The following is a 25392-nucleotide window of genomic DNA, read 5'->3' as shown; positions in this document are numbered from 1 at the left end:
CGGTGCTCCGGGGTGGAACGGGTCTTTCCGTCTAGCTGTCTGTTCGCGGGCCCGTCCGGCTGGTGCGCGGACGGAAGGCGCGCTCACGCCGCTGCCGGTGACTGTCGTGATGACGTCACCGGTAGGGCTCTCCAGGCGATGGTGGAGGGGGTGGCGCGGGACATGGACGAGGGGAACTCCCGATCTTCCGCGACTGCGGGCAACGACCGACCAGATCTGGGTGCGTGGGCGGTACGTGCGGCGTTGCAGTCATCCGTCGGGCGCCCCGTCGGTGGAGCGCCCGTGAGGGCCGCTACTCGCGTTATCAGCCAGTGTTAGCGCAAACAGTGATGGCTTGCCTCGAACGTAAGAGGTCGCGGGCAGCCTGTCAAGAGCGGAGCGGGGAAGAGGAGCTGGACAGCGCCCGGGCGCGCCGGAGGCGGAGCACCTGGCACCGCGTACGACGAAGCGGCCCGGCACCGTGGCGCTGGGCACCTGGCTTCGAATACGACGGAGCCGCCCGGCGCCGTGGCGCTGGGCGGCTCCGCCGCAGTCAGTGATCCGTGCTCAGCGGCCGGTGGTCATCCCACGCCGGCGTGCTGCGAGCAGCGCGAGCGCGGCACCCGCGGCCAGGAGCGGACCCGTCACCCACAGCGCGGCCGTGAGGTCGACGCCGGTGTCCGGAAGGTCCCCGCCCGGGGTGGAGGTGTCCGTGGGGGCCGGTGTGCCGGGCGACGGCGATCCCGTCCCGGTGGGCTCCGCGTCCGTCGGCTGCTCGCCGCCGTCCGTCGGCTCGTCCGTGGTCGGCTCCTCGGACGTGGGCCCCTCCGTCGTGGGCTCCTCGGTCGTGGGCTCCTCGAGCGGCGTGATGTCCACCCGCACCCCGACGCCGTCCGAGTCCTCCGGGGCCGCGGCGGCCGCCGTGGGCGCCAGCGCGGCGACGAGCAGGGCGGCGGTCGCGAGCAGAGCGCTCGCGCCGGTGGTGCGACGACGGGTCATGAGGTCTCCACTTTCTCTTGGGCCGACTTCCGGCCTTGTTCGCGCGCTTCGGCGAGGAGGGCGTCGAGCTTGCGGCGGGAGCGTGTGCGCCCCGACATGATGGCGATAACGATAAGTGCAATCCCGGCAACTATACCGAGGTGTGGCCACGGTATGGCCCAAACGGTGGTCTCGGCAACAACAGGCTCCAGGGTCGAGGTGGCACCGTCGGCCGTGACGACCTCGGGGGCGAAGCTGACCGCGACCGGGACGGCGAAGAGTGGCCACACGCCGTCGACGCGGAAGCTCATCTCGCGGGTGTCCCCCGGCAGCAGCTCCTGGCGGTTCTCGCCCTCGAGGGGGAACTCAACGTTCTGCCCGCCCGCACTGACGGTGCCCTCGGCGAGGAGACGCGTGTTGCCCTCGTTGACGACCTCGAAGGTGACGGTCGTCTCGCCTGGGCGCAAGGGGTTCCACGAGAGGTCGTACTCACCGTTGACGTTCTGCACGGAGGCCGCGGGCGTGATTTCCCCGGTCACCCGGGTGAGCACCCGGAAGCCGATGCGACTCTCGACGCCGACGCTCGTGCCGTCCTCGGCCGACTGCACCGAGAGGACCGACGCGGTGATGCCGGCGGCGTGGTCGCCCGGCTCGGCGCGCTCGGGCACGGTGACGCTGAAGTCGATGACCTCCGTCTCACCGGGCCCGATGGTGACGCTCTCCGGGAGGCTGATCCACGTGCCCGCCGCGACCGACTCCTGGTCGCCCGCGAGGATGTCGAAGCGGCCCGTGCGCGTGTAGAAGCCGTCGGCAGCGGTGAGCTGGAACGTCACTTCCTCGTCACCGACGTTGTGGACGGCGAAGCGGTCCTCGACGGTCTCCCCCGGGTCGAGCTCGTGCTCGACGACCCTCCGGCCGTCCGGGCCGGACTCGTCCGCGGGCGCGACCGACCACCGAGGCTCGGCTGGCTCGTCGGTGGGTACCGCTTCAGCAGTGGGTGAGGAGGTGGTCCCGCTCGCGGGCAGCGCGACAGCGAGGGCGGCACACAGCGCGATGGCGAACGCCGCCGCGACGAGCAGCGTCCTCGCGAGCGCGCCGAGGCGCGACATGGTGGATGGCACAGCAGTCCTGGTGATCGCAGGTACACAGGGTCTGGGGGCGGACCCAAGGGCGGGCCGTCAGCGGCCCCGGGTCGGGGCCGCGCGGTGCGCGGCCCCGACCCGTGAGGTTACGTCTGGGTCAACGACCCGGTCAGTCCAGGTAGGAGTCCTCCCACAGGGTGAGCGTCAGCGTCGCCTCGTAGCTGCCGGGCTCGACGTTGACGTCCGTCTTGAGGAAGAGGTCGGCGCTCGCCTCCCACTCGCCCTGCGCGTGGGCGGCCTGCGCGTCCGGCGCCATGGCGAGCAGCTCCTCGGCAACGAGACCGACGGCGTCGGGCCCCTCGTCGAGGGACGTGAGGACCTCGTCGCCCGCCGCGACATCGCCGGTGCCCTCCTCATCCACGATCTCGGGACGCCAGCCGAGCTGGTCCGGGCCGAGGTCTTCCGTAGCGTCGTCCGACGTGAAGGCGGAGGACTGTCCGGTGACGTACCAGAACGAACCCTCGGGGACCTCTTCGCGGTCATCGGCAACCGTGACGGTCGGAAGGGTGCCGTCGAACTGCCGGACGTCGTCCTCGCCAGACTCGACCTCGGTCAGCGTCGTCGAGTCCCCGTCCACGCTCATCGTGAGCGCACCGACCGGCGGGATCGCCGCGATCTCGACATTGACCGCAACGTCGTCGCGGTCGACGTCGACCTCGTCCGCGATCGCCGCGCCGGCGACCCCGGTCAGCAGCATGGCTCCCGCGGCGCCGATGCCAACGCGAGCGAACAGGCTGTTCTTGTTCATTCGGTTCTCCAGTTCCCGGTCGGCGCGTGGCCGAACCGAACCTACGAACGACCGGGACTTCCGATCGTCCGGGTGCGCCGGAGCGTCAGCCGCAACGGGCTGCTCCGGGCTGAGCGGAGCCACAGGACGGCCCCGCTCTCCCCATCTGTCCCCGGCCATGGTGACCGGGTGTCGCGGCGAGCCTATGTCCGCACGTGCGCCGTCGTACGCCGCTCCGGCCGACCCCTGCGTCGCCGTTGCCACGCCAAAGCATGACGCCGCGCGGCGAAGAGTCTGCCTGAGCATTGCACCAGCACCTTTGCTTGAATCCTGCGTTGGATCGACGGGCTCGAGGATGAGACTAGCGGGGCGTGTTAGCGCGAACAAGGCTATCGCCGCGCAGGTCTCTGAGGTGGCGGAAAGCGCTCGCCGACGCGGGTGTGCCAGCCCAGTGCCGCGCGGACGCCCCATCGCTTGGTCGGAGTGCCACGTCAGCGGCCACGAAGCGTGACTCGAAGCTGGTTGAAGCCGGCGATGCCGCCGAGCTCCACGCGCATGTCCGTGACCGTGTACGTGCTCAGCCAGTCGCTGATGCCGCCGGTGTCGCGCTCCCCGATGTTGGCGAGCGCGTCACGGATCGCCTCGCCCGGGTCGTGGTTGCGGGAGATGCCGGTCAGCTCGACCTCGGGCGGGTAGAAGTCGTCGCCGGCACCGCCAAGCCCGCCGAAGGACCGCGCCTGTCCGCCGAGCGTGGTCACGTCGACGCGGATCGCCTCACCGGCGTGGTGGACGACGACCTCCTCGCGAGGGCTCCCGATACGGAAGGCCTGGACAACTTCGTAGTCGGTGACCACGGCGGCGCACCGCATGCGCGGGTCGATCCGCATACGCGCGACGAAGGCGGGCGGCTCGACGTCGGTGAGGGCCTGCTCGATGGACACGATGTGGCACGGGGTCGGCTTCGTCCCCGCCAGGCGGACGAGCAGCACGTCATCGAACTGGTACGCCTGCGCCGTCGTAACCGTGGCGAGGTCGTGCTCGACGATCTCCATGGTGGCCTCCTTGCCCGCTGTCAGTCCGAGGCTGGCAGAGCACCGCCGCCGGGTCAAGGCTTAACGGAGAGTGCGCGGCTTTCGACAGGCCGCATCTCAGCAGGCGGTCGGCGGCGCCGGCGTCTCCACCGTCGCGCGGGAGGGCGGCGGGCGCTCGCCGCCATTGCCCACACGGGACGGCGCTCGCCGCCCGGCCGCTCGTGAACGCGCCGTCGAAAACCGGCGAAAGTTCTTTACACGCCCCGTGGAAGCGCATGCACACCTGCCTCAGCGCGAAGGCGCCCACTCCGATGCCGGTGCCGGTCTCGGTGCCGCGCGGGTGCCGGTGCCGGTCCCTGTAACGGTGCCGGTGCCGGTGCCGGGAGGCATGACGGAGGTGGTCTGGTGCGCGCCCCCGGCGGTTACCGTGAACCCGCGCGGCGACCACTGGCGCGGGGCGCTCCCGCAGGCGCTCACCGTCCTCGTCCTCGGGGTCCGGCTCGCCATGCTCGCGCCCCGGTACAACGCGGTCCGCCGGCAGCAGCTCGAGAACCTCCGCTGAGGGCTGCCCGCACGGTCGCAGCCCGGACAACGGTTCGGGCTGCGACCGCCGCGGCACCGCGCGCTGGAGCTACGTGACCTCGGTGAGCGTGCCCTCGGTGACGGAGTAGACGAAGCCGCGCACCTGGTCCTTGTGCGGGAGGAACGGGTTGGCCGCGATCCGCTTCAACGACTGCCGCACGTCGTCGGCCGGGTCGCCGAAGGCCTCGGCCGCCCACGTCGGGCGGATGCCGGTGTCCTCCTCGACACCCGCCTTGAAGGCGTCGTCGGTGAAGGTGAGCATCCCGCAGTCGGTGTGGTGGAGGAGGAGCACCTCACGGGTGCCGAGCAGGCGCTGGCTGATGGCGAGGGACCGGATGACGTCGTCGGTGACGACACCGCCCGCGTTGCGGATGACGTGCGCGTCACCCTCGGCCAGGCCGAGCAAACCGTAGGGGTTGAGGCGGGCGTCCATGCAGGCGACGACGGCCACGCGCCGCGCTGGCGGCATCGGCAGGTCTCCCTTGTCGAACGAGGCGGCGTAGGTCTGGGCGTTGCGAAGCAGGTCATCGGTGACGCTCATCGTGGTCCTCTCTTCTGAGCCTGATCTTCTCGGTCCGGGGTGAGCCAGGAGCGGGCCGATGGTCCTAGCGGCCCACCGAGCCACCAGTGGAGCTCAGGCGCCCGCCGTCGGGCGCCCGTACGCCTCGAGGAGCCGGAGCCACACCTCGCTCGCCGTGGGGAACGGCGGCACCGCGTGCCACAGGCGCGCGAGCGGAACCTCACCGGCGACGGCGATCGCGGCGGACTGCGCGAGCTCGGCGACCTCCTGGCCCACGAACGTCACCCCGAGCGCCACACCCCGCTCCTCGTCGACGACCATCCGCGCCGTGCCGGTGTACCCGTCGGCGTGGAGGGCTGCCCCGGACACGCCGCCGAGGTCGGCGTCGACCACGCGCGTCGAGTAGCCGGCCTCCTCCGCTGCCGCCGCCGTCATCCCGACGCTCGCCACCTGCGGGTCGGTGAAGACCACCTGCGTGACGGCCACGTGGTCCGCCGTCGCCGCGTGGACGCCCCACGGGGCGTCGTCGACGGGCCCGCCCTGGGCCCGGGCGGCGATGACGTCGCCCGCGGCCCGCGCCTGGTACTTGCCCTGGTGGGTGAGCAGGCTGCGGTGGTTGACGTCCCCGACGGCGTAGAGCCACTCGACCGGCTCGCCGTCGGGGCCGAGCACGCGCAGGGTCTCGTCGACGGGCAGCCAGTCGCCGTCGCGCTCGATGCCGACGCCGGGTAGGCCGAGGTCGTCCGTGCGGGGCTCCCGGCCGGCCGCGACGAGCAGCTCGGCGACCTGGAGGGAGGTGCCGTCGTCGAGCGCGAGATCCACCCCGCCGTCCTCGCCACGCGTGACCCGGCTCGCGGAGACGCCGCGGCGGATCGTCACCCCGCGCTCGGACAGCCCCTCGCCGACGAGCTCGGCGGCGAACGGCTCGTAGCCGGAGAGGAGGTCGCTGCGCACGAGCATCGTCACGTCGCTGCCGAGGTCCGCCCACGCACCGGCCAGCTCGCACGCGACGGCGCCGCCGCCGATGACGGCGAGGCTCGCCGGGGCCGCCTTCGCCTCGACAGCCTCGCGGTTGGTCCACGGCTTCGCCTCGCGCAGGCCGGGCACGTCCGGGATGCGCGCGCGCGTCCCGGTGGAGATGACGACGGCGTGGCGCGCCGTGAGCCGGCGCTCCTCACCGTCGGGCGTGGCGACGGCGACCTCGCGGGCACCGGCGAGGCGCCCGCGCCCGCGGACGAGGTCGATGCCCGCGGACTCGAGCCACTCGACCTGCCCGGCATCGTCCCAGTCGCTGACGAACGAGTCGCGCCGGGCAAGGACCGCGGCCACGTCGAGGTCGCCCGTGACCGACTGCCGCGCGCCGTCGACCCGTAGCGCGCCGCGGCGCGCGTCGCCGCTGCGCAGGAGCGCCTTGGACGGGATGCACGCCCAGTAGGAGCACTCACCGCCCACGAGCTCGCTCTCGACGATGGCGGCGGTGAGCCCACCGGCGACGGCGCGGTCGGCGACGTTCTCACCCACCGGGCCGGCCCCGATGACGACGACGTCGTAGGTCTGGTTCTCGGCAGGCATGCGTTACCCCGTTCCGTGGAAGGAGTTCCGGACTTTACGCTCGGGTCATGACACGCGCACCAGGCGGTGGCCCATGATCGAGTTCCGCTCGGTTAGCAAGCGGTTCGACGACGGCACGGAGGCCGTCGTCGACCTCGACCTGATCCTGCCCGCCCACCGCACGACGGTCCTCGTCGGTTCCTCCGGCTCGGGCAAGACGACGATCCTGCGGATGATCAACCGGATGGTCGACCCCACCGCCGGGACGATCGAGATCGACGGCGTCGACCTCCGCGAGCGCGCGCCGGTCGCCCTGCGCCGCGGGATCGGGTACGTCATGCAAAGCGCCGGCCTGCTCCCCCACCGGCGCGTGCTCGACAACATCATCACGGTGCTGCGCCTGACAAAGGTCCCGCGCACCGCAGCCCGCGAGCGCGGGCTCGCGCTCATGGACGTCGTCGGCCTCGACCGTTCCCTCGCCGGGCGCTACCCGAGCCAGCTCTCCGGCGGCCAGCAGCAGCGCGTCGGCGTGGCGCGGGCCCTGGCGACCGACCCGAACATCCTCCTCATGGACGAGCCGTTCGGCGCCGTGGACCCCATCGTGCGCACCGAGCTCCAGGACGAGCTGCTGCGCGTGCAGGAGCGGCTCGCCAAGACGATCGTCTTCGTCACCCACGACATCGACGAGGCGTTCCGGCTCGGGGACCACGTCGTCATCCTCGAGGCCGGTGGGCGCATCGCCCAGCAGGGGACCCCCGCGGAGATCCTCGCTGCCCCCGCGAGCGACTTCGTCGCGAGCTTCATCGGCGCCGACCGCGGCCGCCGCACCCTCCACGTCGTCGAGACCGGTGGGCGGAGCCTCGTCGTCGACTCGGCGGGCCGCCCGGCGGGCGTCCTCGAGCCGCGGCCCGGGAGCGTCCCCGCCGCGCGGCCCCTGCGCTGATGGACTGGGTCCTCGCCAACACCGGGCTCATCGGCGAGCTCGCGCTCGCCCACGCCCGGCTCAGCGCCCTGCCCGTCCTCCTCGGGCTCGTCCTCGCGCTGCCGCCCGGGGTGCTCGCGTGGCGCTACCGGCGCGTACGGGGACCGCTGCTCGCCGCCGTCGGCCTGATCTACACGATCCCCTCGCTCGCCCTCTTCGTCCTCCTCCCGCCCGTGCTCGGGATCAGCTTCCTCAGCGACGCGAACGTCGTCATCGCCATGACGCTCTACGCCGTCGCGCTCATGACGCGGTTCGTCGCCGACGCCCTCGCCGCCGTCGACCCCGCCGTGCGGGCCTCGGCGACGGCCATGGGGTACTCCGCGTGGGGCCGGTTCTGGGCCGTTGAGCTGCCCCTCGCCGGGCCGGTCCTCCTCGCGGGCCTGCGCGTCGTCGCGGTGAGCACGGTCAGTCTCGTCACCGTCGGCGTCCTCGTCGGGATCCGCAGCCTCGGCACCCTGTTCATGGACGGGCTCCAGCGCGGGATCGTCGCGGAGATCGTCGCCGGGATCGTCGCGACGGTCGTCGTCGCGCTCCTCTTCGACGCCGTCCTCGTCGCGCTCGGGCGCCTCCTCCTGCCGTGGGCGCGCGCGGGCGGCGGCCGCACCGCGCGGCGGGTGCGGCTGACGACGGGGGCTCCGGCATGACGCTCTTCGCCGAGGCGTGGGCCTGGCTGAGCGCCCCGGAGCAGTGGGCCGGTGGCGGCTCCCTGCCCGCGCGGCTCGGCGAGCACCTCCTCTACACGCTCGTCGCGCTCGCGATCGCCACGCTCGTCGCCGTCCCCCTCGGGTACGCGGTCGGGCACACGGGGCGTGGCCGGCAGGTCGCCGTCGCGCTCTCGGGGGCCGCGCGGGCCCTGCCCTCGCTCGGGCTGCTCACCGTCCTCACGCTCGTCGTGGGGGTCGGCGACGCGGGGCTGGCCGCGACCGCCGTCCTCGTCGTCCTCGCCGTCCCGCCCGTGCTCGCCGGCGCGTACGCCGGGGTGGAGAACGTCGACGGTGCCGTCACCGAGTCCGCGCGGGCGATGGGGATGACCCCGTGGCAGGTCCTCGCCCGCGTCGAGGCGCCGCTCGGGCTGCCGCTCCTCGTCGGCGGGTTGCGCAGCGCGACGCTGCAGGTCATCGCGACGGCGGTGCTCGCCGCCTACGTCGGCCTCGGTGGGCTCGGCATCTACATCCAGCGCGGAATCGCGCTGCGGCGGTACGAGGAGATGCTCGGCGGGGCGATCGCGATCGTCGTCCTCGCCCTCGCCGTCGACGTCATCTTCGCGCTGCTAGCGCGCGTCGCCGTGCGCATGAGCGGCGGGCGCGGCAGGCTCGTCACGACCACCACGACGTAAGGACTCTCGATGACCGCGCTCCGGCGTCCCCTGCTCACCGCCGCGGCCGGCACCGCGCTCCTCGCGCTCGCAGCGTGCGGCTCCGGCGACCCGCTCATCAACGACGACAACGCCGTCACCACCCCGGGCTCGACCGGCGGTGCCACGGACGACGCGGCGGGCACCGTCGTCGTCGGCTCCCAGGCGTACTACTCGAACGAGATCATCGCGGAGATCTACGCGCAGGTGCTCGAGGACGCCGGGTACGAGGTGGAGCGGCAGTTCCAGATCGGCCAGCGCGACGTCTACCTCCAGGCGATGGAGGGCGGCGAGGTGGACCTCCTGCCCGAGTACACGGGCAACCTCCTGCAGTTCTACGACGCCGAGACCGAGGTCCGCAGCTCCGAGGACGTCGCGGCCGCGCTGCCGGACACCCTGCCCGAGGGGCTGGCCGTGCTCGACTACGCCGAGGCGCAGGACGCGGACTCGTACAACGTCACCGCCGCGTTCTCCGAGGAGAACGGCATCACGAGCCTCGCGGACCTCGCGGGCTACGACGGCGAGATCACGATCGGCGGCAACGCCGAGCTCGAGGAGCGGCCCTACGGCCCCGCCGGGCTCGCGGAGTTCTACGGCGTCGAGGTCGGCTTCCTCGCCATCGGCGACAGCGGCGGTCCGCTGACCAAGGACGCCATCCGCGACGGCACGATCACGATGGGCGACATCTACACCGCCGACCCGGACCTCGCCTCGGGCGACTTCGTCACGCTCGAGGACCCGGAGAGCATGATCCTCGCGCAGAACGTCGTGCCGCTCGTGGCCGCGGACCTCGCGGAGGAGCTCGCCGAGGTGCTCGACCCGGTCAGCGAGCTGCTGACAACGGAGGAGCTCATCGCGCTCAACGCCCGCAGCCAGGCGGAGCAGCTCGACTCCGCGACGATCGCCGGCGACTGGCTGGCCGAGAACGACCTGGGAGCGTGACATGACTTCCGCGACGGACCTCCTCCTCGACGCCTTCTCCCGCGTGCGGGAGGAGGTGCACGGTGCGGCCGAGGGGCTCAACGCCGACGACCTCGCCGTCCGGCTCGACCCGGACGCCAACTCGATCGGCTGGCTCCTCTGGCACCTCACCCGGGTGCAGGACGACCACATCGCCGGCGTCGCCGGGCGCGAGGAGGTGTGGGTCGCCGGTGGCTGGGCGGAGACGTTCGCGCTGCCCGACGGCGTGGACGGGATCGGTTACGGGCACACGTCGGAGCAGGTGGGGCTCGTGAGCGGGTTCGACGCCGCGCTCGCCCTCGCCTACTACGACGCCGTGCACCAGCAGACGGTGGCCTTCCTGCGCGGGCTCGACGACGACGAGCTCGACCGGGTGGTCGACGAGAACTACGACCCGCCGGTGACGGTCGGCGTGCGGCTCGTCAGCGTCATCTCCGACTGCCTCCAGCACGCGGGGCAGGCCGCGTTCGTGGCCGGGGTGCTCGAGCGGCGGCACTGAGGGGCCGGACGACGGCGACGCCGACGGCGGGACGCGGCTACGAGCGGCGGGGAGCCGCTGCTCAGCGGCTCCCGGACCAGTCCGTCAGACGAGCCCCACTAGAGAGTCGTTATGAGGATCGACGCGCCTGGATTCTCACCCTCACGCACGGTCCGCTTGGACGCGACAAGGCGGTCGACGCGCTCGTCGTCGACCTGCTCGGGCCTAGCGATGGCTCGCTGACCGAGGACTGGAGTGAGCGCGTCGAGAGTTGGCTTGACAAGGTTGTCGAGGTCCCACCCCAGGTCCTTTCGGCTCGCGACGGGGAGCCGGAAGTGGACCGTGACCTCGAGCCGCCCCGGTAACGGGTCCATCCCCTCGACGGCCGCGGAGGCCGCGGTGCTCACCGCCGCTCGCCAACGGTGCTCACCCGATGTCGCGAACGTTGCGGGGACGCCGCTCACCTCGAACGCGACCATCGTGGGCCTGCGCGGTGCGTTGGTCGTGACCGCCGCACCGGCGGGCTCGGTGGCTACCAACTCCGCTGGCTTTGCCACCCTCTCCTCGCGGGCCGCGACCGGGTGCGTCGGTGGCGGAGTGGCGACGATGTAGCCGTCGGCGAAGGTGCCGTACATCCGGAGCGACTCCGGCCGATGGTTCCAGCGCCAGGCGAGGTGCGCGCAGAAGACCGCGTCGACCTCGTCCTCGAGCCTTTCCAGCTCGAAGGGCCGCGTCGCCTTCTCCGCGGTCCCTCTGATTGTGAGCCACCGATCGTTGACCGTCAGCTCGAGCACGCGCAGCGACTCCATGTGCCGCATGAGCTCAAGGAAAGCCGCATGCCGACGAACAAACGGCCTCCCTCCCTTCGCCTTGTAGGGGAGGACGGTCCCCAGCTCGAACAGTCCGACCATCGCTGGATGGGGGTAGACCTCGAGGCAGACTGGGCGACCGGCGGGCGCCTGATCAGGGTCCAGCGACCAGCCGAGACGTTCGGCGAGCGACGCGCCGCGAGGCGGGTTGAAGTAGGGCCGGGTGAGGTTGCTCGCGTGGCACGACGCTCCGTACCTCCCGAACACGCGTGAGACCTCGCGCTCGCAGTCCCTTTGCCCGGTGGCATTCGTGACGATGAGTGGAGCGTCCGCGGCGGCTGTGCGGACGGTCCATCCAGGGCGGCGCGCCCACTCGACGATCTCCTCGTCCGTCTGCACGGAAGCAGAGGTGACCAGCCGTCCATGTGCGTCGACGGCAGCGAGTCCGGTACGAGCGCGGGTGCTCCACGCCAGGTCTACCCCGAGGTACACGTCCATCACCCCAAATGTGCCACCTTTGCCGAGGTCACGACCCAGGAACGGTGGCGCCGAGGAGCGGCGCGCAGTCCAGCTACCCCCATGACGTTTCGGATGGCCGACTCGCGCCCGGTGGGTGACGCTCTTCCCATGACCAAGCACACGCTGACCATCGAGATCGACGCCGAGATCACGGACGAGGCCGCACTGGTCGAGTCCGTCCGCGAGAGCACGCCGGAGGGCTCGCTCTCCCCCGACGACATCCGCGAGGAGGACCGGGCCTCGTCCTCGCTCGTCGCCGGCGTCTCCAAGGCGCTCAAGGACCTCGCGGTCCCGGGCGTGGCGATCTCCGAGCCCAAGGTCACCACGCGCGACGCGTAGCGGTACCCGGGGGCGGACGAAGCACCCACCTCGGCGCGGACGGGCTCGCTATGCTCCCAGCGGGCTTCCTGTGCGGCCCTTCCTCCGAGAGGCCGAGGTGAACCATGCAGCTCGCGATCAAGCCCCGTCACATCGCGCTCGTCGCGCACGACAACAAGAAGGTCGAGCTCCTGCGCTGGGCCGAGTACAACCGCGGCACCCTCGCTCAGCACGTGCTCTACGCCACCGGGACGACCGGGACCATGCTCGAGTTCGAGCTCGGTCTGCCCGTCCATCGGTTCCTGTCCGGTCCCGTCGGCGGTGACCAGCAGATCGGTGCGCGGATCGCCGAGGGCGGCATCACGATGCTCGTCTTCTTCTGGGACCCGCTCGAGCCGCAGCCGCACGATCCCGACGTCAAGGCGCTCCTGCGCATCGGGACCGTATGGAACGTGCCGATGGCGTGCAACGTCGCGTCGGCGGACCTCATGATCTCCTCACCGTTGCTCGCCACCGACTACGAGCAGGTCCGGCCGGACCTCAGCCCGCGGACGTGGGACGGCGTCGCGGACGGACACTGAGCGACGAGGCAGCCTCTCGATGCACCTCTTCGCCTATGGATCGCTGCTCAACCCGGTGTCGCTGAGCGCCTCGCTCGGTGACGTGGCGACGCAGGGCTGCGCACCGGCGTCGTGCTCGGGGCTCCGGCGCCACTTCGGCGTCGCGTTCCCCAACGACGGCTCACAGCCGGACAAGGCCTACTACGACGCGGCCGGCGCGCGCCCGCCCGTCCTCCGGTTCGCCGACCTCCGCGACGCCGACGCCGACGACGGCGGCGGAGGCGTCAACGGCGTGTGCGTGCCCGTCACCGAAGCCCAGCTCGAGGTCCTTGCGGCGCGCGAGCTGAGGTACGACCTCGCCGACGTCACCGGCCTGGTCTCGCCCTATCCGCAGCCCGCCGCCGGGGCGCTGGAACGCGTCGTCGTGTTCGTCGGCAAGCCTCGCTTCACCCGCGAGGACGACGTCGCGCGCGGCGTGGTCCCGGAGGCCTACCTCAGTCTCGTCCTCGACGGCGTCCGGTACTGGGACGACCGCTGCCCCGGCTTCGGCGCGGACTTCCAGCGGTCCACGGACCTCCCGGCCGCGTCCGACGTCGTCCCACTGAGGCGGATGGATGCAGCGGCCGGCCGCCCCGCGCCACGAACCGGGCTCAGGTCAGGCGCGGCCTGAGCTCGGCGGCGAAGAAGTCGAAGAAGGCGTCGGGGTCGGGGCCGGCGTTCATGGTGACGATGTGGTCGAAGCCCGCGTCCGTGAACTGCTGGATGACCTCGAGGTGGCGCTCGACGTCGGGCCCGCACGCGAACTGCCCGACGACGTCCTCCTCGCGGACCGTCGTCGTCGCGGCGTCGAAGTTGACGGGGTTCGGGAGCTCGGCCATGACCTTCCACCCGGTCAGCGCCCACCGGCTCTTCTCCAGCACCTCCGCGGCCCCCTCCGCCTCGCTCGCGGCGTAGGCGAGGGGCGCCTCGGCGTACCGCGGACCCGATCCGCCGTGGGAGGTGTACGCCTCGATGAGGGAGGCGTCCGGGTCCGTGGCGATGAGCCCGTCACCGAGCTCCGCGGCCAGTCGGGCGGCGACCGGTCCACCGCCGGCGACGATGATCGGGGGCAGCGTCTCGGGAAGGTCGAAGACCTTCGCGTCCTCGATCTGCAGGTACCGCCCGTCGTAGTCCTGGTAGCCGCCCTCCCACAGCTTCCGGATGATCTCGAGCGCCTCGACGAGCATGGCCTGGCGCTTGCCCGCCCCTGGCCAGTCCCGGCCGACGACGTGCTCGTTGAGCCGCTCGCCGGAGCCGACGCCCAGGGAGAAGCGGCCGTCGGAGATGAGGGCGATCGTCGCCGCCGCCTGGGCGATGACGGCGGGGTGGTACCGGACCGTCGGGCACGTCACGCCGGTCATGAGCTCGATCCGCTCGGTGCGGGCGGCGATGGCACCGAGGATCGACCACGTGAAGCCGCTGTGCCCCTGGCTCTCGAGCCACGGGTGGTAGTGGTCGCTGATCTCGACGAAGTCGTAACCGACCTCCTCGGCGCGGACCGCCTGCCGGATGATCTCGGCCGGGCCGAACGCCTCGGTCGCGAGCTTGTAGCCGAGCTTCATGGGTGACCTCCTGAGGGTGCGGGGACCACCACGGTCCACGTTTTGACAGGTGTGAGAGATTGGCCACCGGAGCGCGTGGGCGGGCGCTGGTCCGCACCGGCGCCCGCCCGTCCCTGCCCCGGAGTACGCGCCCACGTCCCCCGGTGGGCGGTGCCCCTAGGGAACGATGACGGCGCGCCCGCGCAGGGTGCCGTCGTGCAGCTTCTCGTACGCCTGAGGCGCGTCGTCGAGCGAGAACACCTCGGTCTCGACGTGGACCGCCCCGGTGCGCGCGAGCTCGAGCACCTCGAAGAGCTCGTGGCGGTAGCCCCAGTACGGGGCGCGGACGGCGGACTCGTACGGCCGGTCGAGGAAGCCGACCGGCAGCGTGCCGCTCCCGACGCCGACCATCACCTGGTCACCGCCGACGGCGACCATCTTGCTGCCGAGGTCCATCGTGGGCTGGGCACCGACGAAGTCGAAGACGGCCACGGCGCCCAGGCCACCGGAGAGCCGGCGGACCTCCTCGATCGCGGCGTCGTCGGAGAGGAACGCGTGGTGGGCGCCCACGTCCCGGGCGAGGGCGAGCTTGTCCTCGTTGAGGTCGAGGGCGACGACGGTCGCGGAGCTGACCGCCCGGAGGATCTGGATGCCGACGTGCCCGAGACCACCGGCCCCGATGACCACGGCCACGGATCCTGGTACGAGCTTCTCGAGGGAGCCCTTGATCGCGTGGTACGGCGTGAGGCCCGCGTCCGTGAGGGAGACGTTGGTGACGGGGTCGAGGTCGCCCAGCGGCACGAGGTGGCGCGCGTCGTCGACGAGCATGTACTCGGCCATCGCGCCGGGCGAGCCGAGCCCAGGCGGGGTGATGCCGAGCTCCGCCGCCCGCTGGCAGTAGTTCTCCTTGCCCTGCGCGCACGTGTAGCAGCGCCCGCAGCCCTGAGGGCCGTAGACGGCGACGGGTGTGCCGAGCTCGAGGCCGGTGACGCCCTCGCCGAGCTTGTCGACGATGCCGGCGCCCTCGTGCCCGAGCGTGAGCGGGAGCCCGTAGATGTACTGCTCCTCCGGCAGGCTCATGATGAACGAGTCGGAGTGGCACACGCCCGCGGCGGTGACGCGCAGGCGGACCTGCCCGGGTCCGGGCTCGGGGGTCTCGATCTCGACGACCTCCGGCGGGGCGCCGATCGTCCGGTACTGAAGGGCCTTCATGACCGTCCTCCTTCGTGGCCGACCGGGACCGCCGGCCTCCACCCCAGGATCCCAGCCGGGCCATCGCAGCGCATGGGTAGGAGGTCCCGGGTGGCACCGCACCCCCGGGTACGGGGCCTCGTCAGGCCGCGCGAGGGCGGGTGGTCCTCGCGCGGTCGGCGGCCGGCACTACGCCCGCTGCTCGGACCCCTCGGACAGCACCTCCGCCACCCACTCGGGGACGAGCCGGGTGGCGAGGCCCGTCCGGACGTCGTCGAACATTGACGACGCGCTGCGCTCGAGATTGAGCTCGACCGTGCGGGCACCGGAGGAGCGGGCGAGCGCGACGAACCCGGCTGCCGGGTAGACCTCCCCCGAGGTCCCGACCGCGACGAACACGTCGCACACCCGCAGCGCCGCGATGATCTCGTCGAGGTGGTACGGCACCTCGCCGAACCACACGACGTCGGGCCGCAGCGACGGGGCACCGCACCGCGGGCACGGAGGCCGGGAGCCGAGGTCCGCCTCCCACGGCACCCGCAGGCCGCACCGGGCGCACAGCGCGCTCCGCAGCTCGCCGTGCATGTGCAGCACACGCGTGGACCCGGCGCGCTCGTGGAGGTCGTCGACGTTCTGGGTGACGACGAGCAGGTCGTCGCCCAGCTCGGCCTCCAGCCGGGCGAGCGCCCGGTGCGCCGCGTTGGGCTCGACGGCGGGCAGCGCGCGGCGGCGGGCGTCGTAGAAGCGGTGCACGAGGACGGGGTCGGCCGCGTAGCCCCCGGGCGTGGCGACGGCGGCGACGTCGTACCCCTCCCACAGCCCCCCGGCGTCCCGGAACGTCGGGACCCCGGACTCCGCGGAGATCCCCGCCCCGGTCAGCACCACCGTTCGCATGGCGCCATGATTCTCCGGACGGCCGCGGGGCGCTCGCCAAGGTCGCGGCTCACCCGCGCGACAGCTCCAGCGAGGCGGCGGGGTGCGGAGGGCCCCGGTGCGCCACGCCGACAGCTTCGACGCTCACAGCCCCCGCGCACCCCCTCACGACAACGCAGCGCATAACGCCTCCACATCACCCGAGCGACCGACCTGCGGGGTTATGGCGAAGCCCTCACCAGTGACCACGAAGTCCAGCCGGCCCGCTGACAGGAAGGTCGACCCGTCCGGCAAGGGGACACGAAGCACGAGTCCGGTGACGTACGAGTGCTGCAGCTGGCCGTCAGGGCCGAAACCGAGGTGGATGTTGTACGGGAAGGGTTCCGCCACCAGCTCCTTGCCGTTCGCGCTGTACGTGAACTCCTCGGTGCCGTGGATGATCACGCGCCTGAGCACGCCGGACTTGGCGTAGAAGAGCGTTGCGCGCCCGGTGTTGCTCCCCGTGATCGAAACCTCGAAGGGGCACATCTCGTCCGTCACGAAGGGCGCGTCGTCGACGAACGTCTCGCGCGTCGGCGGATCTGCCGCGGCCAGCCCGGGCCACAGGACGAGGGACAGCAGGACCGAAGCCCCGACGAGCGTGAAACGTCGCATGACAACCTCCAGGAGAAGAAGCGGCGACCGACCAGGTCATCGAGGCCGCCGCGATTGAGGACCGACCCCCGGAGCGCGAAGCTGGCAGCCCACCGTCGGGGGCCCATTCCGCGAGAACACCTCCCTTCGTCCGTGAAGGCAAGTTCCATTTCCATGCTCCCGCTCATCGAGAGGAGCCGTCAAGGGCACCCGATGACGTTCCTGAGGCTCCCGGGTGCGTCGTCGGGAACGGTGCATTCTTCGCTCGTGGCTCACGGCCGCGGCATAGTGGGTCCCGATGCGCCACATCGACGACGCCGAACGCCGCAGCCGCCTGGCTGTGCGCCACGCGCTGCACCCGGACCACCGCCTGCCCGACGCCGTCACGGCGACGCGCGCGATGACCGTCCTGCACGCGACCGAGCCGGCGACCGTCCACCTCGCCGTCCACGCACGGACCGAGGGCGTCACGCCGTCGGACGTCGACCGCGCGCTCTACGAGGACCGCACCCTCGTCAAGCAGCTCGCCATGCGCCGCACGCTCTTCGTCCTCCCCCGCGACCTGCTCCCCGCGGCCCTCGGCAGCGCCTCCGCCCGGGTGACCGCGACAGAGCGCCGCCTCATCGCCCGGGACGTCGAGAAGCACGGCGTGGCCGACGACGGCGAGACGTGGCTCGCTGCGGCTTCGCGCGCCGTCGTCGCCCGCCTCGCGGAGTCGGAGCCGCTCTCCGCGCGGGAGCTGCGGGCGCAGGTCCCCGAGCTCGCGGGGACGGTCACCGTCAACACCGACAAGAAGTACGGCGGCACCTTCCAGCTCGCACCGCGCGTCCTCACCCTCCTCGGCGCCGAGGGGCGCATCGTGCGCGGGCCCAACGCCGGCCACTGGCGCACCGGTCGGCCCACGTGGACGCTGACGGAGTCGTGGCTCGGCGAGCGGCCCGAGCCGCTTCCGGCGGAGGAGGGTTACGCGGAGCTCGTCCGCCGCTGGCTCGTCACGTTCGGACCGGGAACCGTCGAAGACGTCCAGTGGTGGCTGGGGTCGACGAAGGGCGCGGCGCGGGCCGCCCTCGCCGCCGTCGGGGCGCTCGAGGTCGGGCTCGACGGCGGGCAGGCCGGTTGGGTGCTGCCCGACGACGTCGACCCGGTCCCCCCGCCCGGGCCGTGGGCGGCGCTCCTGCCCACGCTCGACCCGACGACGATGGGCTGGAAGGCTCGCGGCTTCTACCTCGACCCCGCCGACGTGCCCTACCTCTTCGACAGCAACGGCAACGGCGGCAACACCGCGTGGTGGGACGGACGCATCGTCGGTGCGTGGGTGCAGGACGACGACGGCGTGGCCCGCGTGGTCCTGCGGGCGGACGTCAGCGCCGACGGCCGCGCGGCGCTCGACGCCGAGGCGGCGCGCCTCACCGCGTGGCTCGACGGCGTGCGGATCACGAACGTCTACGCCTCGGAGCTCATGAAGCAGGCGCCGCTGCCCTGAGCGAGAAGCAGGCGCCGCTCCCCTGCCTCACTGACGTCACGCGCATCCGCTGGGCATCCAGGCGGCCGTTCCGAACGGGCCCGCGGCGCTCGGTGCCTTCTTCTTACGTCGCCGCCGAGAGGTCGGCGCTGCGCCGGGCGATGTCCGGGTGCGGGATGGCGCGGTAGGCAGCGATCGAGGCCGCGGCGAGCCAGGCCCAGACGGTCAGCACCGCGAGCCAGATGAGCGCGACGCCGGCGGGCCCCGCCGAGAGCGCTGCCCCGGCGGCGAAGGCCACGACGATGACGACCGCCGCGAGGCGGGACCAGAGAGCCGCGCCGGGTCGGCGACGGGCGAGCCAGGGGGCCGCGACGAGCGCCGCGACCGCCATGCTGACGAAGCCGATCGCGCCGAAGGCAAGGTGGAGGAGCCCCGCCGTCGTCATCTCGCCCCCGCCGGCACCGGGCGGGAAGCTGCCGGTCGCGTCCGGCGGGAAGACCGCGCTGAGCACGAGGCAGACGCCGTAGAGACCGACGAGCGCCGCGGCGGCGCGCGGCCAGCCGGGCGTCCGGGCCAGCCCGACCGCTGCGACGACGCTCATGAGCCCAGCCAGTGCGAGGTTGAGCCACTGGAGCCACCCGAGGTCACCGAGGAGGAGCAGGCTGAGGGCGTCGCGGGTGAGGTCGAAGCCCTCGCGCGTGAACGCAAGAAGGAGGCCGAAAACGAGGTAGAAGGGGCCGGCGACGACCCCCCAGCCCAGCATCGAGCGCGTCACCGCCGCCCTCATGTCGAACGTGTCGTCTGTCGTCGCGGCGTCCATCACGGGTCCTTTCGTCGGGCGGAGGTGCTCTCCTACCGTTCTGACCACAGCCGACGGCGGAACTCATCGTCCGGGCAGCCGGTGGAAGCACGGACCCGCCGATGACGCCCGATGGTGGGCGCTGTCGCCCCTGGTGAGGACCTAGCGCTGTGCGGGCAGGCGGCGGGCCAGGAACTCAGCCGTGAGCCGCCAGGCGTCTGCGCGGGCGGCCTCGTGGAGGAACATCGGGTTGGGGTTGTCGAAGGCGTGCCCCGCGCCGTCGTGGAGATGGAACTCGACCTCGGGACCGGCCACGGCGGCGCGGATCGACTCGACCTGCTCGGTGCGGATGTACGCGTCGGCCGTCCCGAAGTGATGGAGGCTCGGCGCGTTGACCCGGTCGGCGAGGTGGAGCAGCTGCGGCAGGGCAGAGCCGTAGTAGGAGACGAGGACGTCCGGGTCCGCGACGGCCGCGACATTGAACGCCAGTCCCCCGCCGAAGCAGAACCCGAGGACCCCGGCACCACCGCTCACCTCGGGCCGCGCCCGCAGCGCATCGAGGGCGGCGACGGCGTCGGCCACCGTCTCGTCCCAGTCGAGCTGCCCCTGCAACGCCATGCCCTGCTCGAGGACGTCCGGGCGCGACTCGTCCACCGTCTCGCCGGTGCGCCAGTAGAGCTCCGGCGCCAGGACGACGTAGCCGAGGTCGGCCAGGTCCTGCGCGCGGGCGCGGATGTAGTCGCTGACACCGAAGATCTCCTGGAGGAGCAGGAGGCCGGGACCCGTCCCACCGGACGGGAGCCAGAGAAGGGCCGGCATCTCGCCGTCGGGCCGGGGAACGCTGATCACCCGCGCAGCCGCGTTTCCGGTTCTACCCACGCTCATGACGGCCACTCCCTCGTGTCGGCACCGAAGCCCGTAATGCGGCGAGCTGGCCGTCACCCTACCCAGTGGCGCGTGCGGGCGTGCGGACGTGCGGACGTGCGAGGCCGCCTGCCCGCCGCGGTCGGACTCGCGAGATCAACGCGGCCTCGGCGCCTCAGACGTGAACGACGGAACCCGCAGCAGTGACGGCGTCCGCGGCGTCGTCGTCGAACCACACACCGCCGGTGGCGAGATAGCGGAACTGCAGCGGCCGACCGGGCTCCACGAGCACCGTGGTGCTGGCGGTGCCGTTGCTGCGGCGCCGAAGGACGTTGATCCCAGGGGTCCAGTCGTTGAACGTTCCGACGACGCTCACCGTGCCTTGTACCTGCTGCACAGGAAGGGCGAACGTGACCTTGGCGGCGCCGGTCTTGGCGTCGCGAGACTTCTTGATCATGGCCGTCCTTCGCTCAGTCGATATACCGGAGGCAGTGTGCCGGACAGCGCGCCTCCAGCACCGCTGACACGCCGGACCATGCGGCCAGGCGACGTGACCTACCGAGCAGACGGATGACTACGGCCGCGCCGCTACGCACGGCTGCTCCCCAGCCGCGCCGACGACGCCCGGGGCGCCAGTCACGTCTCGAGCGCCGATCGCGCCCTGGGCGCGGGTCTACCTCAGTACCCGTAACTCGCCGCGCCCACGGCTCACACGAGCATGGGTTGGTTGTGGGTCTGGGTGGTGGCGAAGGTCTGGCCGTTGGGTCTGACGAAGCGCCAGGAGTCGGGGTATCTCTCGATGCTGAGCTCGCGCTGGTGGACGAAGCCGTGGTGGTAGCGGCACAGCAGGATCCCGTTGGCGGTGTCGGTCGTGCCGTGCTGGGCGTACCACCACAGGGAGTGGTGGATCTCGCCCTGCCCGGGTGGGGCGGTGCAGGCGGGGAACATGCAGTGCCCTCCAGCGGTCAGAGCGGCCGGGCGTTCTCGTGGGGGCGGCTCCCGTACAGCGAGACCCAGATGGTCTCGCGGTTCCGGAAGATCCAGCCTGGCAGGCGAGAGCGATCGGCCTGGTCGAAGACGATCCAGCTGGACTCGGTGGGCATGTCAGCCGGTCGGGCCTGGTCGTTCCCTCGCGCCCGCTCGCCGGTGGTCCGGTCGAACCGTTCGCGGAAGGTGTCGAAGTAGTCGTAGACGTCCCCGCTGGGAGGTGGCACCTCCGCCGACGAGCCGGCGTGCATGACGAGCACCATGTAGTTCCACATCGCTCTACCGCCGGGCTCGACGCCCGGTCTCGCCGGTCGACCGTCGAACCGGACCCAGTCGTCGTTCTGCTCACGCAGCTGGTGCGACAACCTGCCGAGCATCGCGTCGATCTGCTCCAGCGCCGGGCCGATGTGGCCGGTGACGAGGTCGAGCGGCACCCCGGCGAAGCTCGCGCCGGTGCTCGCGACCGCCCAAGCGTTGCGGATCGCGCTGATCCCCTCGGTCGCCGTCCCGAAGGTCCCCGGGTTCGCGGACTGCCAGTCACTGACGAGGTTCACGAGGGAGAAGGACCTCGACACGATGTTGCTCATCCCCTTGATCGCCGTCCCCTCCTCGCTGAGCGCGCCGGCGAGGCCGGTGACCACTCCCTGTGTCTTGTCGGCGACACCCCAGAGGAACTTCAAGTGAGGATGGCTGTCCGAGCTGCCGCTGAGGAACGCGGCGCGCAGGGCGTTCTGCGCACGCACCTGCGCTGCCTCCGCCGATCGCTGGGCGCGAGCCAGCGCGGCCTGAACCCGGCGGCGGTAGTCGTCGTACCCGCGGCGACCGAGCCGTTCGGCCGTCGACACGTTGCGGCGGAGATCGGCGATCTCGCCCGGGTCGGGCGTGGCGTCCGCGTGCTCGGGCAGGTGGCGCGCGTACGCACGCGCGAGCTCCCGGACCGCGTCCTCGTGCTGCTTGTAGGCCGCCCAGTGCGGGTTGTCGTCCTCGTCCGGCATGAGGTCGTCGTCGGCGAACCACATCTCGGAGCCGAGGTCGTCGTAGGCCTCCACGAGGTCGGTAATGGTGGTGACCTCGAGCGTGACCTCGAAGCGCGTCGGCAGGCTCATGGTGATCGTGGCGGCTCGGGCCGGCGGACCGTTCCCGTCGCGCTGCACGACAATCCCCGTCGCCGCCCGGTTGCCCGCGGTCCGCTGGACGCCGAGGAGCGCTGCGCTGGTGAGCGGTCCACCTTTGCCGGTGTTGTTCCGCACGGATGGCTTCCCACGCACGACGTCGTCGTCGTGACGTCTCGCTCGGGGAGTCTGCTCCTGCCGGTGGGTCATCGAGGCCTCCGAGACACGTTTCCCCCATGCTCCGTGCCCTCGGGCGGGAACGCCCTCACCGATAGGGGTCCCACAGGCGCCGACGACGTTGCCCTTTCGGGCACCCGCCGCCGGCCGTCGTCGGGGTTCAGTCCGAGACCGTCCCTCCGACGCTCACCGTGGCAGGGCCTCCTTGGCGCGACGGCCGGCCGACGCCGACGCCGACGGGATCCACCTCCGCACAAGCGCGAGCGACGCCCCGAGGAGGACGAGCGCGAGGGCTGACACCACCGCCCCCGACGGTGCCGCGCCGGTGGTGGGGAGATTGCCGCCGGGGCCCGCTCCGCCCGGCAAAGGCGTCGTCGGCGGCTGGGTCGGGTCGGGAGGGGTTGTGGTCGGGTCCGGTGCCGGCGTCGTCGGGTCGGGCGTCGGCCCGTCGGTCGGGTCGGGCGTCGCCCCGTCGGACGGGCTGACCGCAAGGACCGCCGGGTCCGTCGCGATCCAGCCGAGCTCGTTGGTGAACACCGCGCGAACTAGGAGCCCGTCGTCGTCCAGGCCCGCCGCGAAGGACAGCGTCCCCGCCGTCTCCCCGTCGAGGTCGACCCATTCGCCGTCCACCCACGCCTGCCAGCGGACCGCCGGCACAGGATCGCCCGTGGCCGACGCCGTGAACGTCACCGTCTCCCCCGCCTCGGCTGAGACGTCCGCGGGGTGCTGGAGGATCCGGACCACCGCATCGCCCGGCTCCACGGCGCCCGCGCCCTGGTCCGCCAAGAACGAGGCGAGGTAGGACAGCGCCGAGTTCCAGTTGATCGTGATTTCGTTCGATGCCCACGAGTTGTAGTAGTCGACGTAGCACATCTGCGGTGTGCACATGTTGTCCCCGCCGAAGAGCGACACCATCGTCGGGTCCCACGTGCTGACGGTCGAGTTCGGCCCGCCCGCGAGCGACCCGGCCGGCGGGTGCGGGAACGCCGGGTTGGCCTGGGCGGCGAACCAGCGGCTGTGCTGGTTCTGTGCGAACACCGTGCCGTACTCGGTGACGTAGGAGATGTTGAGCGCGTTGCGTCCGAGGAGGTAGTCGAGCGCCTCGATCGCCGCGTCCCGGTAGACGTCGTCGTTCGTCAGGTCGAACGCCGCGGTGAGGACGATCGCGTTGTTCACCACCATGGAGTTCGAGCCCCACTCGTAGCTCTCGCGCTGGGCGTCCTGCCCGGGGTAGGTCGTGCCGAAGGCCTCCTGCGCCTGCCACGCGAGGTACGTGTCGGCTCCGGCGACGACGGAGCTCTGCACCGCGTCCCGCCCGGGCAGCCCGTTGGGGACCAGGGCGAGCTGGATGCGGGCGAAGGCGGCCACGTCGCGCCAGTCGAACGCCTTGGCGCCGAACACGTCGGCCGTGTGGTCCGGGTTCTCGAGGATCGCGCGCTCGAACTCGGGCTCCCCGGTGGTGAGGTACAGCTCGGCCGCCGCCCAGTAGCGCTCGTCGCTCACCCGGGTGTCGTCGTAGGGCCCGCCGCCGTTGTTGCCTGCCTCCGCGGGGGCGTACAGGTCTGGGAACTCCTGCGCGGCGTCCCACGCCCGCCGCGCCGCAGTGAGGAGCTCGCCGGCGAAGTCGGCGTCGACGTCGGCGAACAGGCGCGCGCCCTGCGCCGCGACCGCGGCGAGGTTGAGCGTGGCCGCGGTCGACGGCCGGTGGAGGCGACGCTCCTGGGCGTCGGCGGCCGGCATCAGCGGGATCCCGGTCCATCCGACGTCGTGGATCTTGTGGTGGACGAGTCCACCGACGTCGACGACGTCGCCCCCGAGGGTCATCTCGGTCCCGTCCGGCACCTGCATGGACAGGAGGAACGCGAGCTGCCATCGCGCCTCGTCGAGGACGTCCGAGACCCCGTTGGCGGCCTCGGGCACGTTGAGCGCGCCGTCACCGAGCGCCCGGGGCGTACCGGTCGGCGTGTAGAGCGAGCGCTCGTACGTGCTCATGACCTGTGCGACCGAGATGCCGCCGTTGACGACGTACTTGCCGTGGTCGCCGGCGTCGTACCAGCCTCCGACGACGTCGAGCGCGTAGCCGTCGCCGCAGGCCCAGTCGCCGTAGGACCAGCTCGCGCCGTCCTCCTCCGCGGTGAGGCACGGGACGTCGTAGTCGCCGCGGTTGGGAGTGTCGTTGCGGGTGCGCGCCGGGTCGTTGAGGTGTCCGGCGTCCCGGGCGAAGCTCGTCCCGGCGAAGTCAGTCCCCGCGATCGACTCCTCGATGTCGATCCCGCTGCGGGCGAGGTAGAAGTAGTTGAGGGCGTCGTAGCGCAGCTGCTGGTAGAGGTCGGCGTCGATGGTGAACGGGTGACTGACGTCCCCGTCCGCGCGCAGGGAGTAGGTGCCCTCCGCCGTCGTCCCGCTGAAGTCGAGGACGTGGACGTCGAGGCCGGAGCTCCAGTCGGTCCCGCGGGGCTCGCTCGTGCCCGAGGCGACGACGGCGCCCGCGTCGTCGAGGAGCTCCCACCCCGTGGGGTCGGTCGCCTCGGTGACGAGGGTGGCGCGCTTGGGCCCGTCGGGCAGGTAGCCGTGCTGGTTGACCCGCACGCGTGGCCCGGTGTCGGGCTCGTACACGGGCGCCTCCCCACCCGAGGTGAGCGAGACGTCGTCGAGGCAGAGCGTCCACGGCTCCGGCGAGCCGCCGATCTGGAAGGCGACCTGACCGGCCTCGCTCTCCTGCGTCGCCGGCCAGTCATGGGCCTCGTTGACGGCCGACCACGTGAACGTCGTCGGCTCCTCGCCGGGCGTGACGGTCTGGTCGAAGAGCGTCGGCCACGGGTCGCGGTTCTGCTGCACGAGCGCGCGGACGGCGCCGGCGGGCGCTGCCGACGCCGTGAAGCTGAAGGTGTAGGTCTCGCCCGAAGAGACGGGGATGCCGTTGACACCGACGATCGCGTCCCACGGGTTCACCGTGCCGCCCGGGACGGCGAGGCAGAGGGCGCCGTCCTCGACGGTCCAGGCGTCCGCGAGGTTCCCGGTGACGAACCACGGGCCCAGGTCCTCGCCCGCGAAGTCGCCGCCCGGCACCCATTCCGTGAGGACGTCGTCGCCGTCGTCGGGCACCGGCTGCACGTCGGCTGAGGCAGACGCGCTCAGTGACGCGCCGAGGATGACGGCGGAAGCGGCCACGGCCGTCGTTCGACGGGCGCGCATACGTCGGGAAACCACGGCGTCTCCAACCT

General features: G+C 72.1%; 27 protein-coding genes. 10 read left to right on the top strand and 17 right to left on the bottom strand.

The genetic code is table 11. The features are described from left to right. Positions 1 to 546: 546 nt before the first annotated feature. The 4 genes from V2J63_RS05505 to V2J63_RS05490 form a co-directional block, all read right to left on the bottom strand. Positions 547 to 978, bottom strand: coding sequence for a hypothetical protein (locus V2J63_RS05505; RefSeq protein ID WP_331230002.1), 432 nt, complete (start codon positions 976 to 978; stop codon positions 547 to 549). Further along, positions 975 to 2078: a COG1470 family protein gene (locus V2J63_RS05500; protein WP_331230001.1), complete on the bottom strand. Its 1104-nt coding sequence runs from the start codon at positions 2076 to 2078 to the stop codon at positions 975 to 977. Before V2J63_RS05500 ends, V2J63_RS05505 begins: the two co-directional genes overlap by 4 nt. 130 nt (positions 2079 to 2208) lie before the next feature. Beyond that, positions 2209 to 2847, bottom strand: a complete 639-nt coding sequence (locus tag V2J63_RS05495) for a hypothetical protein (protein WP_331230000.1) — start codon at positions 2845 to 2847, stop codon at positions 2209 to 2211. A 470-nt stretch (positions 2848 to 3317) separates the two neighbouring features. Then, complete coding sequence (locus tag V2J63_RS05490) at positions 3318 to 3878, bottom strand: hypothetical protein (protein ID WP_331229999.1); 561 nt, start codon at positions 3876 to 3878, stop codon at positions 3318 to 3320. Positions 3879 to 4245: 367 nt separating this feature from the next. Here V2J63_RS05490 and V2J63_RS05485 point away from each other — a divergent pair, with 367 nt between their 5' ends. Then, on the top strand, positions 4246 to 4419 hold the full coding sequence (locus tag V2J63_RS05485) for a hypothetical protein (RefSeq protein ID WP_331229998.1): 174 nt from the start codon (positions 4246 to 4248) through the stop codon (positions 4417 to 4419). Positions 4420 to 4488: 69 nt separating this feature from the next. Here V2J63_RS05485 and V2J63_RS05480 read toward each other — a convergent pair whose 3' ends face one another. Together V2J63_RS05480 and V2J63_RS05475 are read right to left on the bottom strand one after the other, a co-directional pair. Next, positions 4489 to 4980, bottom strand: a complete 492-nt coding sequence (locus V2J63_RS05480; RefSeq protein ID WP_331229997.1) for a beta-class carbonic anhydrase — start codon at positions 4978 to 4980, stop codon at positions 4489 to 4491. A 93-nt stretch (positions 4981 to 5073) separates the two neighbouring features. Next, positions 5074 to 6531, bottom strand: a complete 1458-nt coding sequence (locus V2J63_RS05475) for a dihydrolipoyl dehydrogenase family protein (RefSeq protein ID WP_331229996.1) — start codon at positions 6529 to 6531, stop codon at positions 5074 to 5076. Positions 6532 to 6604: 73 nt separating this feature from the next. Between V2J63_RS05475 and V2J63_RS05470 the strand changes: the two genes are divergently transcribed. From V2J63_RS05470 to V2J63_RS05450, 5 genes are read left to right on the top strand one after another with little or no spacing between them, the layout of a single operon-like run. Then, on the top strand, positions 6605 to 7453 hold the full coding sequence (locus V2J63_RS05470) for an ABC transporter ATP-binding protein (RefSeq protein ID WP_331229995.1): 849 nt from the start codon (positions 6605 to 6607) through the stop codon (positions 7451 to 7453). Further along, positions 7453 to 8136 carry an ABC transporter permease gene (locus V2J63_RS05465; protein ID WP_331229994.1) on the top strand — a complete coding sequence of 228 codons (684 nt, stop codon included), beginning with the start codon at positions 7453 to 7455 and terminating at the stop codon, positions 8134 to 8136. Before V2J63_RS05470 ends, V2J63_RS05465 begins: the two co-directional genes overlap by 1 nt. Continuing rightward, a complete protein-coding gene (locus V2J63_RS05460; RefSeq protein ID WP_331229993.1) occupies positions 8133 to 8828 on the top strand; it encodes an ABC transporter permease in 696 nt (231 codons plus the stop codon). The genes V2J63_RS05465 and V2J63_RS05460 overlap by 4 nt, the downstream gene beginning before the upstream one ends. 9 nt (positions 8829 to 8837) lie before the next feature. Further along, positions 8838 to 9788 (top strand): ABC transporter substrate-binding protein, encoded by a 951-nt coding sequence (locus V2J63_RS05455; RefSeq protein WP_331229992.1) that lies wholly within the window; start codon positions 8838 to 8840, stop codon positions 9786 to 9788. 1 nt (position 9789) lies between these two features. After that, positions 9790 to 10305, top strand: coding sequence for a mycothiol transferase (locus V2J63_RS05450; protein ID WP_331229991.1), 516 nt, complete (start codon positions 9790 to 9792; stop codon positions 10303 to 10305). A gap of 98 nt (positions 10306 to 10403) precedes the next feature. Here the strand turns inward: V2J63_RS05450 and V2J63_RS05445 are convergent, their stop codons facing one another. Then, positions 10404 to 11591 (bottom strand): DUF429 domain-containing protein, encoded by a 1188-nt coding sequence (locus V2J63_RS05445; protein ID WP_331229990.1) that lies wholly within the window; start codon positions 11589 to 11591, stop codon positions 10404 to 10406. A 129-nt stretch (positions 11592 to 11720) separates the two neighbouring features. On the opposite strand from V2J63_RS05445, the gene V2J63_RS05440 reads away from it, so the two are divergent. The 3 genes from V2J63_RS05440 (at position 11721) to V2J63_RS05430 (ending at position 13160) form a co-directional block, all read left to right on the top strand. Continuing rightward, positions 11721 to 11951: a hypothetical protein gene (locus tag V2J63_RS05440; RefSeq protein ID WP_331229989.1), complete on the top strand. Its 231-nt coding sequence runs from the start codon at positions 11721 to 11723 to the stop codon at positions 11949 to 11951. A 104-nt stretch (positions 11952 to 12055) separates the two neighbouring features. Beyond that, a complete protein-coding gene (locus V2J63_RS05435) occupies positions 12056 to 12511 on the top strand; it encodes a methylglyoxal synthase (RefSeq protein ID WP_331229988.1) in 456 nt (151 codons plus the stop codon). A 19-nt stretch (positions 12512 to 12530) separates the two neighbouring features. Then, positions 12531 to 13160: a hypothetical protein gene (locus V2J63_RS05430; RefSeq protein WP_331229987.1), complete on the top strand. Its 630-nt coding sequence runs from the start codon at positions 12531 to 12533 to the stop codon at positions 13158 to 13160. Here V2J63_RS05430 and V2J63_RS05425 read toward each other — a convergent pair. From V2J63_RS05425 to V2J63_RS05410, 4 genes are all read right to left on the bottom strand, one after another. Continuing rightward, a complete protein-coding gene (locus V2J63_RS05425) occupies positions 13141 to 14091 on the bottom strand; it encodes a TIGR03557 family F420-dependent LLM class oxidoreductase (RefSeq protein WP_331229986.1) in 951 nt (316 codons plus the stop codon). The two genes, V2J63_RS05430 and V2J63_RS05425, sit on opposite strands and share 20 nt — an antisense overlap. Positions 14092 to 14247: 156 nt before the next feature. Further along, positions 14248 to 15282 carry an NAD(P)-dependent alcohol dehydrogenase gene (locus tag V2J63_RS05420; protein WP_331229985.1) on the bottom strand — a complete coding sequence of 345 codons (1035 nt, stop codon included), beginning with the start codon at positions 15280 to 15282 and terminating at the stop codon, positions 14248 to 14250. Between the two features lie 168 nt (positions 15283 to 15450). Beyond that, on the bottom strand, positions 15451 to 16155 hold the full coding sequence (locus tag V2J63_RS05415) for an NAD-dependent deacylase (RefSeq protein ID WP_331229984.1): 705 nt from the start codon (positions 16153 to 16155) through the stop codon (positions 15451 to 15453). Positions 16156 to 16299: 144 nt separating this feature from the next. Then, positions 16300 to 16788 carry a hypothetical protein gene (locus tag V2J63_RS05410; RefSeq protein ID WP_331229983.1) on the bottom strand — a complete coding sequence of 163 codons (489 nt, stop codon included), beginning with the start codon at positions 16786 to 16788 and terminating at the stop codon, positions 16300 to 16302. A gap of 277 nt (positions 16789 to 17065) precedes the next feature. Between V2J63_RS05410 and V2J63_RS05405 the strand changes: the two genes are divergently transcribed. Beyond that, complete coding sequence (locus tag V2J63_RS05405) at positions 17066 to 18250, top strand: winged helix DNA-binding domain-containing protein (RefSeq protein WP_331229982.1); 1185 nt, start codon at positions 17066 to 17068, stop codon at positions 18248 to 18250. 103 nt (positions 18251 to 18353) lie between these two features. On the opposite strand, the gene V2J63_RS05400 is transcribed toward V2J63_RS05405, so the two are convergent. From V2J63_RS05400 to V2J63_RS05375, 6 genes are all read right to left on the bottom strand, one after another. Further along, complete coding sequence (locus V2J63_RS05400; RefSeq protein ID WP_331229981.1) at positions 18354 to 19049, bottom strand: DUF998 domain-containing protein; 696 nt, start codon at positions 19047 to 19049, stop codon at positions 18354 to 18356. Positions 19050 to 19190: 141 nt separating this feature from the next. Next, positions 19191 to 19877, bottom strand: a complete 687-nt coding sequence (locus V2J63_RS05395) for a dienelactone hydrolase family protein (RefSeq protein ID WP_331229980.1) — start codon at positions 19875 to 19877, stop codon at positions 19191 to 19193. A 190-nt stretch (positions 19878 to 20067) separates the two neighbouring features. Next, positions 20068 to 20349 (bottom strand): isoamylase early set domain-containing protein, encoded by a 282-nt coding sequence (locus V2J63_RS05390; RefSeq protein ID WP_331229979.1) that lies wholly within the window; start codon positions 20347 to 20349, stop codon positions 20068 to 20070. 251 nt (positions 20350 to 20600) lie between these two features. Next, positions 20601 to 20840, bottom strand: coding sequence for a hypothetical protein (locus tag V2J63_RS05385; protein ID WP_331229978.1), 240 nt, complete (start codon positions 20838 to 20840; stop codon positions 20601 to 20603). A 17-nt stretch (positions 20841 to 20857) separates the two neighbouring features. Further along, the gene (locus V2J63_RS05380) at positions 20858 to 21985 is read right to left on the bottom strand and encodes a hypothetical protein (RefSeq protein ID WP_331229977.1); all 1128 of its coding nucleotides are present in this window, start codon (positions 21983 to 21985) and stop codon (positions 20858 to 20860) included. Between the two features lie 369 nt (positions 21986 to 22354). Beyond that, entirely contained in the window at positions 22355 to 25339 is a 2985-nt protein-coding gene (locus V2J63_RS05375) for a glycoside hydrolase family 9 protein (RefSeq protein WP_331229976.1), read from the bottom strand. Between the last annotated feature and the right edge of the window lie 53 nt (positions 25340 to 25392).

The sequence above is a fragment of the Georgenia wangjunii genome (assembly GCF_036421975.1).
In the GTDB taxonomy this organism is placed as follows: domain Bacteria; phylum Actinomycetota; class Actinomycetes; order Actinomycetales; family Actinomycetaceae; genus Georgenia_A; species Georgenia_A wangjunii.
Note: the sequence above shows the minus strand (reverse complement) of the source record. Positions and strands in the feature narration are given on the sequence as shown.

Bases quoted from the DNA above. Each gene is read 5' to 3' on its own strand.
- V2J63_RS05505 (WP_331230002.1), bottom strand. From the start codon at position 978: ATGACCCGTCGTCGCACCACCGGCGCGAGCGCTCTGCTCGCGACCGCC.
- V2J63_RS05495 (WP_331230000.1), bottom strand. From the start codon at position 2,847: ATGAACAAGAACAGCCTGTTCGCTCGCGTTGGCATCGGCGCCGCGGGA.
- V2J63_RS05490 (WP_331229999.1), bottom strand. From the start codon at position 3,878: ATGGAGATCGTCGAGCACGACCTCGCCACGGTTACGACGGCGCAGGCG.
- V2J63_RS05485 (WP_331229998.1), top strand. From the start codon at position 4,246: ATGACGGAGGTGGTCTGGTGCGCGCCCCCGGCGGTTACCGTGAACCCG.
- V2J63_RS05480 (WP_331229997.1), bottom strand. From the start codon at position 4,980: ATGAGCGTCACCGATGACCTGCTTCGCAACGCCCAGACCTACGCCGCC.
- V2J63_RS05475 (WP_331229996.1), bottom strand. From the start codon at position 6,531: ATGCCTGCCGAGAACCAGACCTACGACGTCGTCGTCATCGGGGCCGGC.
- V2J63_RS05470 (WP_331229995.1), top strand. From the start codon at position 6,605: ATGATCGAGTTCCGCTCGGTTAGCAAGCGGTTCGACGACGGCACGGAG.
- V2J63_RS05465 (WP_331229994.1), top strand. From the start codon at position 7,453: ATGGACTGGGTCCTCGCCAACACCGGGCTCATCGGCGAGCTCGCGCTC.
- V2J63_RS05460 (WP_331229993.1), top strand. From the start codon at position 8,133: ATGACGCTCTTCGCCGAGGCGTGGGCCTGGCTGAGCGCCCCGGAGCAG.
- V2J63_RS05455 (WP_331229992.1), top strand. From the start codon at position 8,838: ATGACCGCGCTCCGGCGTCCCCTGCTCACCGCCGCGGCCGGCACCGCG.
- V2J63_RS05450 (WP_331229991.1), top strand. From the start codon at position 9,790: ATGACTTCCGCGACGGACCTCCTCCTCGACGCCTTCTCCCGCGTGCGG.
- V2J63_RS05445 (WP_331229990.1), bottom strand. From the start codon at position 11,591: ATGGACGTGTACCTCGGGGTAGACCTGGCGTGGAGCACCCGCGCTCGT.
- V2J63_RS05440 (WP_331229989.1), top strand. From the start codon at position 11,721: ATGACCAAGCACACGCTGACCATCGAGATCGACGCCGAGATCACGGAC.
- V2J63_RS05435 (WP_331229988.1), top strand. From the start codon at position 12,056: ATGCAGCTCGCGATCAAGCCCCGTCACATCGCGCTCGTCGCGCACGAC.
- V2J63_RS05430 (WP_331229987.1), top strand. From the start codon at position 12,531: ATGCACCTCTTCGCCTATGGATCGCTGCTCAACCCGGTGTCGCTGAGC.
- V2J63_RS05425 (WP_331229986.1), bottom strand. From the start codon at position 14,091: ATGAAGCTCGGCTACAAGCTCGCGACCGAGGCGTTCGGCCCGGCCGAG.
- V2J63_RS05420 (WP_331229985.1), bottom strand. From the start codon at position 15,282: ATGAAGGCCCTTCAGTACCGGACGATCGGCGCCCCGCCGGAGGTCGTC.
- V2J63_RS05415 (WP_331229984.1), bottom strand. From the start codon at position 16,155: ATGCGAACGGTGGTGCTGACCGGGGCGGGGATCTCCGCGGAGTCCGGG.
- V2J63_RS05410 (WP_331229983.1), bottom strand. From the start codon at position 16,788: ATGCGACGTTTCACGCTCGTCGGGGCTTCGGTCCTGCTGTCCCTCGTC.
- V2J63_RS05405 (WP_331229982.1), top strand. From the start codon at position 17,066: ATGCGCCACATCGACGACGCCGAACGCCGCAGCCGCCTGGCTGTGCGC.
- V2J63_RS05400 (WP_331229981.1), bottom strand. From the start codon at position 19,049: ATGGACGCCGCGACGACAGACGACACGTTCGACATGAGGGCGGCGGTG.
- V2J63_RS05390 (WP_331229979.1), bottom strand. From the start codon at position 20,349: ATGATCAAGAAGTCTCGCGACGCCAAGACCGGCGCCGCCAAGGTCACG.
- V2J63_RS05385 (WP_331229978.1), bottom strand. From the start codon at position 20,840: ATGTTCCCCGCCTGCACCGCCCCACCCGGGCAGGGCGAGATCCACCAC.
- V2J63_RS05380 (WP_331229977.1), bottom strand. From the start codon at position 21,985: ATGAGCCTGCCGACGCGCTTCGAGGTCACGCTCGAGGTCACCACCATT.